This is a genomic window from Tenacibaculum geojense, from assembly GCF_042676005.1.
Classification (GTDB): domain Bacteria; phylum Bacteroidota; class Bacteroidia; order Flavobacteriales; family Flavobacteriaceae; genus Polaribacter; species Polaribacter geojense.
Genome location: NZ_JBHTJR010000057.1, coordinates 110,548 through 124,934 on the forward strand (window position 1 = coordinate 110,548; position 14,387 = coordinate 124,934).

General features: G+C 30.0%; 10 protein-coding genes. 3 read left to right on the plus strand and 7 right to left on the minus strand.

Going from position 1 to position 14,387, the window contains the following annotated elements; all coding sequences use genetic code 11:
- Positions 1–20: 20 nt before the first annotated feature.
- Together ACFQ1U_RS13370 and ACFQ1U_RS13375 are read left to right on the plus strand one after the other, a co-directional pair.
- Complete coding sequence (locus ACFQ1U_RS13370) at positions 21–329, plus strand: thioredoxin family protein (protein ID WP_386109223.1); 309 nt, start codon at positions 21–23, stop codon at positions 327–329.
- Positions 330–416: 87 nt separating this feature from the next.
- Positions 417–674 (plus strand): DUF6952 family protein, encoded by a 258-nt coding sequence (locus ACFQ1U_RS13375; RefSeq protein WP_386109225.1) that lies wholly within the window; start codon positions 417–419, stop codon positions 672–674.
- A 61-nt stretch (positions 675–735) separates the two neighbouring features.
- On the opposite strand, the gene ACFQ1U_RS13380 is transcribed toward ACFQ1U_RS13375, so the two are convergent.
- Together ACFQ1U_RS13380 and ACFQ1U_RS13385 are read right to left on the minus strand one after the other, a co-directional pair.
- Complete coding sequence (locus ACFQ1U_RS13380) at positions 736–2,169, minus strand: sodium:solute symporter (protein WP_386109227.1); 1,434 nt, start codon at positions 2,167–2,169, stop codon at positions 736–738.
- A gap of 95 nt (positions 2,170–2,264) precedes the next feature.
- Positions 2,265–2,897: an NAD(P)H-dependent oxidoreductase gene (locus tag ACFQ1U_RS13385; protein ID WP_386109229.1), complete on the minus strand. Its 633-nt coding sequence runs from the start codon at positions 2,895–2,897 to the stop codon at positions 2,265–2,267.
- Positions 2,898–3,018: 121 nt separating this feature from the next.
- Here ACFQ1U_RS13385 and ACFQ1U_RS13390 point away from each other — a divergent pair, with 121 nt between their 5' ends.
- Positions 3,019–4,293, plus strand: a complete 1,275-nt coding sequence (locus ACFQ1U_RS13390) for a DUF2851 family protein (RefSeq protein WP_386109231.1) — start codon at positions 3,019–3,021, stop codon at positions 4,291–4,293.
- Between the two features lie 7 nt (positions 4,294–4,300).
- Here the strand turns inward: ACFQ1U_RS13390 and ACFQ1U_RS13395 are convergent, their stop codons facing one another.
- The 5 genes from ACFQ1U_RS13395 to uvrA all read right to left on the minus strand — a co-directional run bounded on the left by ACFQ1U_RS13395 (position 4,301) and on the right by uvrA (position 14,313).
- Complete coding sequence (locus ACFQ1U_RS13395; RefSeq protein WP_386109233.1) at positions 4,301–5,131, minus strand: GIN domain-containing protein; 831 nt, start codon at positions 5,129–5,131, stop codon at positions 4,301–4,303.
- Positions 5,132–5,247: 116 nt separating this feature from the next.
- A complete protein-coding gene (locus ACFQ1U_RS13400) occupies positions 5,248–7,701 on the minus strand; it encodes an alpha-ketoacid dehydrogenase subunit alpha/beta (protein WP_386109235.1) in 2,454 nt (817 codons plus the stop codon).
- A 117-nt stretch (positions 7,702–7,818) separates the two neighbouring features.
- Complete coding sequence (locus ACFQ1U_RS13405) at positions 7,819–10,638, minus strand: aminopeptidase (protein ID WP_386109237.1); 2,820 nt, start codon at positions 10,636–10,638, stop codon at positions 7,819–7,821.
- A 100-nt stretch (positions 10,639–10,738) separates the two neighbouring features.
- The gene (locus ACFQ1U_RS13410) at positions 10,739–11,446 is read right to left on the minus strand and encodes an LOG family protein (protein ID WP_386109239.1); all 708 of its coding nucleotides are present in this window, start codon (positions 11,444–11,446) and stop codon (positions 10,739–10,741) included.
- Between the two features lie 44 nt (positions 11,447–11,490).
- The gene (uvrA, locus tag ACFQ1U_RS13415) at positions 11,491–14,313 is read right to left on the minus strand and encodes an excinuclease ABC subunit UvrA (RefSeq protein ID WP_386109241.1); all 2,823 of its coding nucleotides are present in this window, start codon (positions 14,311–14,313) and stop codon (positions 11,491–11,493) included.
- Positions 14,314–14,387: the final 74 nt, after the last annotated feature.

The window sequence follows — 14,387 nt, forward strand, 5'->3', positions numbered from 1 at the left end:
TTAACGAAAAAAAATTAAACATGGTTCAAGAATTAAGTCAAGATAATTTACCAGAAATAGTAGCAAGTAACAAAACAGTAGTAGTTCAATACTCTGCAACTTGGTGCGGTAACTGTAGAATTATGAAGCCAAAGTTTAAAAAAATGGCTTCAGAAAATGAAGCGGTGACTTTTGTAATTGCAGATGCAGAAAAGTTTCCTGAAAGTAGAAAATTAGCGACAGTTGATAATTTACCAACATTTGCAACTTTTGTAGACGGAAAGTTTGTAAACCAAACACAAACAAACAAGTTTGATGTTTTAAAAGATTTAGTTGCAGAGGTAATCTAATTCTACATGTCATTCCTGCGAAAGCAGGATTCTCATACATTATTAACAAACAGATTCCTGCTTTGGCAGGAATGACAAAACAAGCTTATGAAATTACCTGTAATAAAGCATTTAACGTCATTTATTGAAGAAAATGACCAAGATTTTGTGTTAGAAACCATAGAAACTCTTGAAGCCTTAACAGAAGTACCATCACTTAAAGATGAAGAATTAGATGTTATTGGTGAGTTGATTTCTAATATGTATGGAGCTATTGAAGTTGATAAAATGATAAAAGAAGGAACTCCAAAAAAAGAAGCCTTAAATAACTTTATGCAACGAGTTTTAGGCTCAATAGATAAATAAAAGTAAACAAACAACATATATAAAATCCCAAGCCGAAAAGCTTGGGATTTTTATTTTATGGTTACTTTTTATAAATGGTTAAAAGTCCTCCAAAAGTTAAAAATCCGTTTAAGACTAAAACAAAAAAGCCAAAGTCAAAACCTAAATAGTTTTTGCTGTAAAAACTTATCAAATACGTTAAAATAGGTGAAATAATACAAACTAAAGGCACAAATTTATCGGCTACTTTTAAATTGGTAAATAACCCAAAAGCGTATAAGCCAAGTAAGGGGCCGTATGTATATCCTGCAAACTTAAAAATACTTGCTATCACACTTTCATCAGCAATAAAATATTTAAAAATTAAAATGGTAATTATTAATACTATAGAAAATAGAATATGAGTTTTTTTTCTGATAGCAACTTGTTGGGCTTTTTGGTATTTTTTTTCTACCTCTAAAATATCTATACTAAAAGAAGTAGTTAAAGAGGTTAAAGCACTATCTGCACTAGAATATGCAGCAGCTATTAAACCAAGTAAGAAAAATAAAGAGGTGGCAATTCCTAAATTACCACTCATGGCAATAGTAGGAAAAAGTTGATCTTTCTGAGCATTAATATCATTAGCAAAGGCATAATCAGTAAGAAGAATTCCCATGGCTAAAAAGAAAAAGTTTACAATTACTAATACAATAGTAAACCAAAACATGTTTTTTTGTGCGTCTTTTAAATTTCTACAGGTTAAATTTTTTTGCATCATATCTTGGTCTAAACCTGTCATAACAACTGCTATAAAAGCACCAGAAAAAAACTGATTCCAGAAATAATTACCTGCTTTCCAATCATCAAAAAAGAAAATTTTAGAGAGTTTATTTTCGCTTACATAACTAAAAATGTTATCAATTTGCATATCATCTTTTATCATTATTATGCAAACTCCTACAGCAATTAGCATAAATAAAGTTTGTAAGGTATCTGTCCAAACAATGGTTTTTATTCCGCCTTTAAAAGTGTACAACCATATTAACAAAATTGTAATAATTACAGTTGTCCAAAATGGAATTCCGTAAGCATCAAACAAAATTAATTGTAATACGTTGGCTACTAAAAATAACCTAAATGAAGCGCCAATGGTTCTAGATAATAAAAAGAATGACGCCCCTGTTTTGTAAGAATATTTTCCAAACCTATCATCTAAATATGTGTAGATAGAAGTTAGGTTGAGTTTGTAATACAATGGTAGTAAAACTAAACCGATAATAGCGTAGCCTAAAACATACCCTAAAACCATTTGCATATAACTCATTTGACTGCCAGCTACCCAACCTGGAACAGAAATAAATGTAACACCAGATAAAGACGCACCAATCATTCCAAATGCTACTAAATACCAGGGCGAGGAATTGTTAGCTTTAAAAAAGGTATCATTATTTGCAGATTTTCCTGTTAAATAAGATATTACTATTAGTACACCAAAATAAGCAGCAATTAATAAAAGTATGTGTAAGGGTTGCATAGTTTTTTACTTAGTTTGCTACGAATATAGCAAATAAAAAAATGCCGATATTCTATAAAAGAATGATCGGCATTTCAGATTAATAATCCCCAAAATTAATCTATATGTAATACGGTTTCGTTTACGTTTTTACGTACTTTTTTTAAGTCTTTCATAAAGTCGTCTTCTGCTCTTACACCAATTGGTAATACTAATACAGAACGTAAATTTTTTTCTGTAAGATTTAAAATCTCATCATATTTTTCAGGAATAAACCCTTCCATAGGGCAAGAGTCTACCTTTTCAAGTGCACAAACGGTTAAAAGGTTACCTAAAGCAATATAAGCTTGATTTTTGTTCCATGTATATAAATCTTCTTGAGTTTTAGTTTCAAAATTACTCATTAAAAACTCTTTAAAAGGATTTAAAATTTCATCTGGCGTATTTCTAACTTCTTTAATTAAGTTAAAATATTGTTCTACATGCTTAGCTGTATGTTCTATAGGCACACACAACACTAAAAGGTTAGATGCCTGAGCAACTTGTTGTTGATTCCAAGAATGTTCAACTAATTGTTTTTGAATATCTTTATTTTTTACTACTACCATGGTAACCGGTTGTAAACCGTATGAAGTAGCTGTTAGGTTAAAGGCTTCTTTTATAGTGTTAATTTTATCTTCTGATATATATTGAGTGTCGTCAAATTTCTTAACGGCATATCTCCATTGTAAACTTTCTACAGTATTCATTACTTTTTTATTTCCTACAAATTTACAATTTATTTTCCACGGAAAATAAAAGTATGCTATCATTTATTTTGATGTATGTATAAATAAAATTTTTGTACATTGATAATCAAATAAATGCGCTATGAAAGAAGATTTTCTACACTATGTGTGGCAGTATAAGTTATTTACTATGGATGATTTATATACAACCAATCATCAGAAAATACAAATTTTAAAACAGGGAACTCATAATAATAACTCAGGTCCAGATTTTTTACAAGCAAAAATTAAAATAGGAACAGAGCTTTGGGTTGGTAATGTTGAGATTCACTTAAAAAGTTCTGATTGGTATGCACATCACCATGAAAAAGACAATCAATACAATGCAGTAATACTTCATGTTGTTTATGAAAATGATATGCCAGTTTATATAGAAAATAATCAAGAGTTACCAACCTTAGTGATTAAAAATCATATTCTAACAGATGTTTATATTAATTATCAAAAATTATTTTCTCAATCTTTACGTTGGATTCCATGCGAACCACATATAAACTCTGTAGATTCATTTTTACTGTCTAATTGGAAGGAAAGATTATTTATAGAGCGTTTAGAACAAAAATCGGTATTTATTAAAAAGCTGCTAGCATCTCAAAATAATAATTTTGAAGTTGTGCTATTTCAATTGTTATGTAAGAATTTTGGATTAAAAGTAAATGCAGATGCTTTTTTTAATTTAGCTACTGCTGTAGATTATGGTATAATTAGAAAAGTACAGCATAATGATAATCAACTTTCAGCCTTACTATTTGGTCAAGCAGGTTTTTTAGAAGAAACAACTTTAGAAGATCCCTATTATAAATCATTACAAGAAGAATATAAATATTTGCAGCATAAATTTAGATTGAAGTCCATATCAAAAATAAACTTTCAATTTTTTAGAATGCGTCCCGCAAATTTCCCAACTATACGATTAGCACAGTTAATAGGTTTGTATCACCATCATCATAATTTATTTGTAAAGTTGATGAATACACAATCTTTAGAAGATTTTTACAACGTTTTTAATATTTCTATTCATGAGTATTGGAAAACTCATTATACTTTTGATAAAACCTCTAAAAAATCAGCCAAAAAAATAACTAAATCAATGGTAGACCTTTTAGTTATTAATACAATTGTACCATTACAATTTGTTTGGCAGCAAAGTAGGGGAGCGTTAAATCAAGAAAAAATATTACAATTAATTAAAGAAATTAAGCCAGAAAAAAATGCTATTATTTCTAAGTTTTCAGATATAAAGATACCTAGTAATAATGCTTTTGAAACTCAGGCTTTATTGCAATTAAAAAACAATTATTGCACATTAAAACGATGTTTACAATGTGCAATAGGTAATAGTTTGATAAATAATTAGAACAAGGTTATTTTTTAATTAGCTTAGATTTATCAGTTAAACCTTTTATTTCTATTACAGGGTCACCGTAAATATATATATTACTTTTACCTTTAGCATAAAGTTCAAGGTTTTTAGATGAATTAACAGATGATTTAGCCTTATTCGAGCTGTAAAGATCAATGTTTTTAGCTTTTAAACCTTGAGCATTAAGTTCAGAATTGTCCTTAATATTATAATTACAGTAATTGCTTTCTCCTTTTAATTTTAAACTAGCATTTTTTGTTAAAGTTACAGATGCTTTAATGGTGTTAATATCTGCTTTTAAACTTGTATTATCATTCATTATTAATGTTACATTTTTAGCATCACATTTTAATTTTCCGCTACTATTTCTTTGTAAAGTTATTATTGATTCATTTGTTTTAAGGTTTAAGTTAAAATTAGATGAACTATGAGCGGTTACATAAAAAATATTGCCCTTTATAGGTGTTTCGGCTTTAATGTTAGCTTTATTTTTAATAATAATATGCTTAAGGTTTACAAATTTTAAAGTAACGTCAAGTTTTTTATTAGAAGTAATTTTATGAGTGCTATAGATTTTTAAAATACTATCTTTAACATTAAATTTCAATACTTCATGTAGGTTTTCATCAGCTGTTAACTTGTATTCATTGATAACATCTTGAATTAAAATGAGATTTATATTATCATTTATTTCAATAGCATTAAACTCTGATGTAATAGGTTGGGTATTAGTTATAATATTTTTATCTCCTTTTATTTTAATTTTTTTTTGACAAAAAATTGATGTTGAAAAGCACAGTAAAACTAATACTACAATAATTTTATTATTCATTTAATTTATTTTTTACAAAGATAAAACATAAATAATGTAGAAAATTATTGCTTGGATAAAAAAAACCGATTTCTATTTTTAGAAATCGGTTTTTTTAGTTGTTTGTTTATAATTTATTAGTACAAGCTCTTGAATTTAGCAGGGTTTGCTTCATGCATAATTTCATAAACTTTTTCAAAAACATCTTCAGCAGATGGTTTAGAAAAATAGTCACCATCAGTACTGTAAGCAGGTCTATGTGCTTTAGCAGTTAAGGTTTGTGGCTTACTATCTAAATGTCTATATCCGTTTTGATTTTCTACAATTTCTTGTAATAAATATGCAGAGGCTCCACCTGGTACATCTTCATCTACTACTAATAACCTGTTAGTTTTAGCTACAGATTTTACAGTGTCTTGATTTATATCAAAAGGTAATAAACTTTGTGCATCAACAATTTCAACATCAATACCAACTTGCGCTAAATCTTTAGCAGCTTCTTCAATAATACGCAAAGTAGAACCGTATGAAACTATAGTTATATCAGTTCCTTCTTTAATAGTTTCTACAACACCGATAGGCGTTTTAAATTCACCTAAATTGGTTGGCATTTCTTCTTTTAAACGGTAACCATTTAAACACTCAACAATAAGAGCTGGTTCATCACCTTCTAAAACTGTATTATAAAAACCAGCAGCTTTGGTCATATTTCTAGGTACTAAAACATGAATACCTCTAATATTATTTATAATTCCTCCCATAGGAGATCCAGAGTGCCAAATACCTTCTAATCTGTGTCCGCGAGTACGAATAATTAAAGGTGCCTTTTGTTTACCAAACGTTCTGTAACGTAAGGTTGCCAAATCATCACTCATAATTTGTAAGGCGTACAATAAATAATCTAGGTATTGGATTTCTGCAATTGGACGTAAACCTCGCATGGCCATACCTATACCTTGACCTAAAATAGTAGCTTCTCTAATTCCAGTATCAGATACACGTAATTCACCATATTTTTCTTGTAAACCTTCTAACCCTTGGTTAACATCTCCGATATGCCCTGCATCTTCTCCAAAAACTAATACTTCAGGATATTTATTAAAAATAGCATCGAAGTTGTCACGCATAATTAAACGAGCATCAACAATATTTTTATCATCAGCATAGGTTGGATTCACAGCCGCTACTTTTTGAGTAGCTTGAGAAGTTTCGCTCATTAGGTGAGCAGAGTACTTAACAGCTGCATTATCAATAGCAGTTTTAATGAAGTTTTGCAGAGTTATTTTTTCTGCAAAATTTTCTTCTCTTATTAGTCGTAACGTTTTACGACAGGCTACTAAGATATCTTTTCTAATAGGTTCAGCAATTGATGCTAAGTCATTTTTGTATTTTGTAATAAAAGCAGCATTGCTACTTTTTTGAGCTACTTTTTCTAGTAAAGAGATGGCTTCGTTTACTTCTGATTTAATGTCGTTAACAAAATTATTCCAAGCATCTCTTTTAGCTGTAGAAACTTCTTTTTTAGCAGCTTTTTCAAGTTCTTTTAATTCATCTTCATTTTCAACAAATCGTAAAACATCTCCATTTTCATCCGTTAACTCAAAATCTAAAATCCAATTTCTCATTTGAGCTATACAATCAAACTCTTGCTCCCATTCTAATCTTTCAGCAGATTTGTAACGTTCGTGAGAACCAGAAGTAGAATGACCTTGTGGTTGCGTTAATTCTTTTACATGAATAAGAACTGGAATGTGTTGTGTTCTGGCAATTTCTGCAGCTTTGTTATAGGTATCTACAAGCTTAACATAATCCCATCCGTTTACAATAAATATTTCATACCCATTGGTATCGTTTTCTTTTTGAAAACCTTTTAATATTTCTGAAATACTTTCTTTAGTAGTTTGATGACGAGCGTGCACAGAAATTCCGTATTCATCATCCCAAACACTCATTACCATTGGCACTTGTAGAACACCTGCAGCATTAATAGTTTCAAAAAATAACCCTTCTGAAGTACTAGCATTACCAATAGTTCCCCAAGCTACTTCGTTACCATTGTTAGAAAAATTAGTAAAATTCTCTAAACCTTTTACATTTCTGTAAATTTTAGAAGCTTGAGCTAGCCCTAATAAACGAGGCATTTGACCTGCGGTAGGGGAAATATCTGAAGAAGAATTTTTTTGAGCGGTTAAATTCTTCCAATTACCATTTTCATCTAGAGAATGTGTAGCAAAGTGACCGCCCATTTGGCGACCTGCTGACATTGGCTCTTGATTTATATCTGTATGTGCATATAAACCTGCAAAGAATTGTTGAGGTGTTAATTGGCCTATTGCCATCATAAAAGTTTGATCTCTGTAGTATCCAGAACGGAAGTCTCCATTTTTAAAGGCTTTAGCCATTGCTAATTGAGGTACTTCTTTTCCGTCTCCAAAAATCCCGAATTTAGCTTTTCCTGTTAAAACTTCTCTTCGTCCTAACAAGCTACATTCGCGAGAAATTCTAGCTATTCTGTAATCGTTTAAAACTTCTGTTTTAAAATCGTTAAATGAAAGTTGTTGAGAATTAGAAACTTCTATTTTTTGTGCCATACGAAACATATTTTGGTAATGTTACAAAGGTAGTTTTTTTAAATGAAATTTAAAAATCGTTCGTTTTTTTGCACAAATCGTAAAATTTTGTTAAAATTTGAGTTTCTGTTGAAATATTTATAATAAACCTCGTCGAATAAAATTATAAATTCTATCCAAACTAGTAGAAATGATAAATCGGACTTTAGCTGGATATCCTGGTTCGCTAATTTGCCAGCCTTCATTGGTATAAATTGGTAAATAAAATTCAAATATTTCAGGAATAAAATTTAAACGAATTCCGTTTTCATAATAGTAGCGCATACTGGTATTGTTACTTTTTAATATGGCTGCATCATTGTAAAATTCAACCCAGTTCCAAATACTAACACTGGAGTTACCTGAAAGTATAAATTGATTAGCGAAAGAAGGCGTTTTAAAAAACGATTTAAAACCACCATCGGCAATTACAAATTGTTGGCTAAAAATACCTGTTTCTTCAGATCTTCCAAATAAGTTTTGTTCAAACAAATAATCGGTACCTCTGTTTAAACCAAAACTAAAATAATCACCATTAGAGTTATTATTTATGAAAAAACCACCAAATAAACGCAAATCAAAACTTCTGTTGTCATCAAAAAATTCTCGATATCTATAATCACCTGAAAGTTTAGTAAAGTTGTTTCCTAATTCTACATTTAATGCATATTGAGTACTTTTAATAACATCAGGTTTACTATATACAAATCTAAAATTAGCAATGGTATACTTGTCACTTTCTCTTGTTGGTTCTCCAATTGGTGTGTCTTTGTTTACATAAATTACTCTATTTAATAAATATTTGAATCCAACATCTCGTAAACTATTTCTTCTAAAACTAACATTAATGTAGGGGCTAAAAGTGTTGTAACCTAAATTTGGAGCATAATCAAAATTGCTTCCAGATACTCCGTAGGCAATTCTATAGATGGTATGATTGTCAAAATAATGATTATACCTTAAAGAAAAACCACCCGTAAAATTATTAGACTTTGTTCCGTAGTAAGGAGTTAGACTAATCATAAAATTACGATCAATTATATGACGATTATTAAGGTTTACACCCAACAATACACCATCGTATAAATTATAATCTATATCAGGTTTAAAAAATATTTGATTGTAATATGGGTTTTCAACATCTTTAAGAAGTCTAAACTGTAAAGGTTTGTTTATTAGTGTATTGTTGATGTTTCTGAAATTATCAAAAGAGTTAAATTCAGGATATATTTGTTCATAGTTTAACGCTAATTTTTGATAGTTTCCTTTTTTTAAAGTTATTGTTTTAGTGCTGTCTGTTCCATCTATCCATTTCTTAAAAACAATATTTTTTTTACTTACACCATATAAAGCAACAGGAGCAGCAATATCTCGTTTGTTTTTTATGGTAACATTAATAGAGTCATTATTATCATTAGGTTTTACCTTAGTAATTTTATAATCTATTTTTTTAGTTGTTTTTATGTAATCATTAAAAAACCAGTCTAAATTTTTGTGAGTATTATTAGTGATGATAGAATTAAATAGTGTACTTTTAATAGTTTTTAGTTTTGAAGCAGCGTAAAACTCACGTAATGATTTTTTTAAAATAGAATCACCCAAGTAATCTTGAAGATATTGTAAACCAAGGCCTGCTTTGTATTTATTTATTACTTTTCTGTTGAAGTTTGAAAGCGCAGCGGCATTAGTGTTTAAAGGTTGGTCATAAAATTTACGTGCACTTAGCTGATAAAAAAATAAGTATTTATCATTTTGTTTTAGTTTAGAGATATTGTAGTTACGAATTCCCCAATAGTCTGAATATTTACCTAAAAGCGTAACATCTTTATGGTATTTATTGATATACTCAATCATTAAAAATGTTTGAATACCATCTGCAAGCCAATAATCTTTTCTTGGATTTAATAATAAAACATCGTGTAAATATTTAGAAGTTAGCGCTTGAAAAAAACGCATTTCCCATCTGAAATTTTTAGGATAAGGTTTTAACCAATCAGGTAAACCATATAATTCTTTTAAAGAGTTTTTGTTTACCGTTGTACCGTCAACTAAAACTTCAACATGTGGGTGTTTGCCAATATATTCTTCAATAAAATTCACCTGTTTATTTACGATTTCATGCGCTTCTTGAAATGGTATTTTTTTATGAAGAATATCTGTTTTTATTTCTGTATAATTGGTAAGGAAAGATTTGAATATTTTCTCTTGATGAATGTTTAAAATGATATCTTTCTTTTTGCTTCCAACTAGATAAAAGCTGTTGGTTTTATCATTTTCAGATTTATATTGATATAAATTACTTTCTAAATAATAGCTTTTAGGAATTTTTAAATTGATTTCAAAATTGGTAACATCTTCATATAAATCATCCATATTAAGGTTACTCATAATTTCCCATTTTTTATTAAAAACAACGGGAGTCATATACCAAAAGCGCAAATGATATCCTTTTTTGCGCCAACCATAACCTGTAAATTTAGCATTAGGTATTTTTACTTTATAGGTAGCGGTTATTAAAACACTGTCTTTGTTTGAAAGAGGTGTGTTTAAAGTAACTTTAACCACATCGGGTTTGTTTTTTACGTTGGAAAAACTGGCTGGTTGTTTGTTAAGAGTAATGTTATATATTTTGCTATAACCTCTATCTTTCTTGTCAGAAAAATAAAAATCTTTTTTATAATCGTTTATAAAACGTTTGCCTAAAGGAGTGTTGTTGTCTTTAAAACTATTAGCCCAATTGTGAAGATATATTGAGGTTAACGGGCTACCAGTTTTGTTGATATAAATGGTTTGTTGCTGAATTTTTAAACTGTGAGTAACGGTGTCTAATTCAGCATTAATAGTAATAGCGTTTGTTTGCGCCCAAAGCGAATAATTACATATTAGGAAAACAAGTATTATTACTGATTTTTTTATCAACTATATTCGGTTTTTAAGCGAATGAAGTTACTAATATTTTTTTATGTAGAATAAAAAAAAAATGAACATGATAAAAAGATCATGTTCATTATTAGAGCTATTAAAAGTTTGGTTTTAATTGATATTTAGCATAGAATTTATTGAAATGCTCTACAGCTTCCTCTGGAGTATCAACTACACGGAACAAGTTTAAATCTTCCTCACTTATGTTTCCTTCTTCTAACAAAGTGTTTTTAATCCAATCTAGTAAACCTCCCCAGAATTTTTTACCAACTAACACAATTGGAAATCTTCCAATTTTTTTAGTTTGAATTAAGGTAATAGCTTCAAATAATTCATCCATAGTACCAAAACCTCCTGGCATTACCACAAATCCTTGAGAGTATTTTACAAACATAACTTTGCGAACAAAGAAATAATCAAAATTTAAGTTCTTATCACTATCTATCCATGGATTATCATGTTGTTCAAACGGTAGTTCTATATTTAATCCTACAGACGTTCCTTTCCCTCGATGAGCTCCTTTATTACCAGCTTCCATAATACCAGGACCACCACCTGTAATTACTCCAAATCCGTTTTGAGTTAATTGGTAAGCAACTTCTTCAGCTAATTTATAGTATTTATCGTCTGTTTTAGTACGTGCAGAACCAAAAATAGACACACAAGGTCCAATTTTACTTAGTTTTTCATATCCTTCTACAAACTCAGACATTATTTTAAAAATAGCCCAAGAGTCGTTTGTTTTTATTTCATTCCATGTTTTTTGCTGAAACTTCTCACGTATTTTTCTATCGTCTTGTGTCATTTTATCTTTTCTTTTAAATTATAATTTGCTTAAAAACAAGCCTGCTAATTTAGTTCTTTTTTTAAAAACTTTGCAGTATAACTTGTTTTATGTTTAGCAACCTCTTCTGGTGAACCTGTTGTTAATACTTTACCACCACCTTTACCGCCTTCCATACCAATATCTATAATATAATCGGCTAGTTTAATTACATCTAAATTATGTTCAATAATTAAAACTGTATTTCCTTTGTTTGTCAAGCGATTTAATACTTCCATTAACACTCTAATATCTTCAAAATGCAAACCTGTAGTTGGTTCATCTAAAATATAAAAGGTATTGCCTGTATCTTTTTTAGATAATTCTGTAGCCAATTTAATACGCTGTGCTTCTCCTCCAGAAAGTGTTGTAGATTGTTGGCCTAGCGTTATGTATCCGAGACCTACATCTTTAATTGTTTTTAATTTTCTGTGAATTTTAGGAATATGTTCAAAAAAATCTACTGCTTGATCAATTGTCATTTCTAACACATCAGAAATAGATTTTCCTTTATATCTAATTTCTAAAGTTTCTCTATTAAAGCGCTTACCTTGACATGTTTCACATTCAACATGTACATCGGGTAAAAAGTTCATTTCAATAACACGTAAACCGCCTCCCTGACAAGTTTCACATCTTCCTCCTTTTACGTTAAAACTAAAGCGTCCTGGTTTATAGCCCCTAATTGAAGCCTCTGGGGTTTTGGCAAATAAACTTCTTATTTCACTAAAAACACCAGTATAGGTTGCAGGGTTAGATCTAGGTGTTCTACCAATTGGAGATTGGTCAATGTCTATAACCTTATCAATGTGTTCTAAGCCTTCTATTTTTTTGTAAGGCATAGGTTTTTTGACAGCTCTGTAAAAATGCTGATTTAAAATAGGATAAAGAGTTTCGTTGATTAATGTAGACTTTCCACTTCCAGAAACTCCGGTAACACATATCATTTTACCTAAAGGAAAAGTAACAGAAACATTTTTAAGGTTATTTCCGTTTGCTCCCGATAGTTTTAAAAGCTTTCCATTTCCCTCTCTACGTTTTTTAGGTACTTCAATTTGTTTTCTTTTAGATAAATAATCAGCAGTTAATGTTTGTTGCTTTTTTAAATCACTAAAAGTTCCCTTGCTAACAATTTCACCACCATGTCTTCCTGCTCCGGGTCCAATATCTAAAACAAAATCAGCATTTTTAATCATGTCTTCATCATGCTCTACTACTAAAACAGAATTTCCAACATCACGAAGTTTTAATAAAGAATCAATCAATTTCTGGTTATCACGTTGATGTAAACCAATGCTAGGCTCATCTAAAATATATAGAACTCCAACCAATTGTGAACCAATTTGTGTTGCCAATCGAATACGTTGTGCTTCACCACCTGATAAAGATTTTGAGGTTCTGTCTAACGTTAAGTAATCCAATCCAACATCTAATAAAAATTGAATTCTAGTTCTTATTTCTTTTAAAATTTCTGAAGCAATAGTTAATTGTTTTTCAGATAATTCTTTTTCGATATTTGCAAACCAAGAAGCTAGTTCTTTAACATCTTGTTTGGCAAGTTCACTAATATTTTTGTTAGAGAATTTAAAGTGTAATGCTTCTTTTTTAAGACGGTTACCATTACAAGTTGCACAGGTAACTTCATCCATAAAACCTTTAGCCCATCTTTTTATAGAGGAGCTATCGGTGTTTTTGTATTGATTTTCTATAAAAGCAATAATACCTTCAAAATCAATTTCATATTTGCGTGTTACTCCTAAATCTTTAGAGTTTATTTCAAATTTTTCGTGACCTCCATGTAAAATAACCTGAAGCGCTTCTTTCGGTATTTTGTTAATAGGATCGGTAAGTTTAAAGCTGTAACGATCTGCAATAGTTTGAATTTGCTTAAAAATCCAACTGTTTTTTTGTTCTCCAAGTGGAGCAATTCCTCCATTTTTTATAGAAACACTATCATCTGGAATAATTTTTAACAGGTTAACTTCGTTATTTGTGCCTAATCCATTACAGGTGTCACATGCACCTTTTGGAGAGTTAAAAGAAAAGGTATTAGGTTCTGGGTTTGGATACGCAATTCCTGTTGTAGGACACATTAACTCACGGCTAAAATATCTTGGTTTAGCATCATCTACATCAATAACCATTAATATATTGTTGCCAGTGTACATGGCAGTTTTAATGGTTTCTTCCAAACGTTTTTCGGCATCGTTATTTATAACCAATCGATCAATAACCACTTCAATATCGTGAGTTTTGTATCGGTCTAACTTCATGCCTTTTTCAATTTCTTTTATTTCTCCATCAACACGAACTCTTAGAAAACCTTGTTTAGAGATTTGCTCAAATAACTCACGATAATGACCTTTTCTAGATTTTATTAAGGGAGCTAAAACGGCTACACGTTTATTGTTAAAATCTGAAAGGATTAATTTCTTGATTTGCTCATCTGAATAACTGACCATTTTTTCGCCAGTGTTATATGAGTAAGCTTCGGAGGCACGTGCAAACAATAACCTTAAAAAATCGTATATTTCTGTTATGGTGCCAACTGTAGATCGAGGGCTTTTGTTAGTAGTTTTTTGTTCTATAGAAATTACAGGTGATAATCCATCAATCTTATCAACATCTGGTCTTTCCAATCCTCCTAAAAACTGACGCGCATACGCAGAGAAAGTTTCAATATAACGTCGTTGTCCTTCAGCATATATTGTATCAAAAGCCAGCGAAGACTTTCCACTACCGCTTAAACCAGTAATAACAACTAATTTTTCACGAGGTATTTTTACGTCTATGTTTTTTAAATTGTGAGCTCTAGCTCCGTAAACTTCAATAAAATCTTGTTCTTTCAAATCATTCGTTTTACAGAAAAAGCAAAGTTACCAAAACCAATTTATTTTTACTTTAACAGTAGTCAACAAATAAT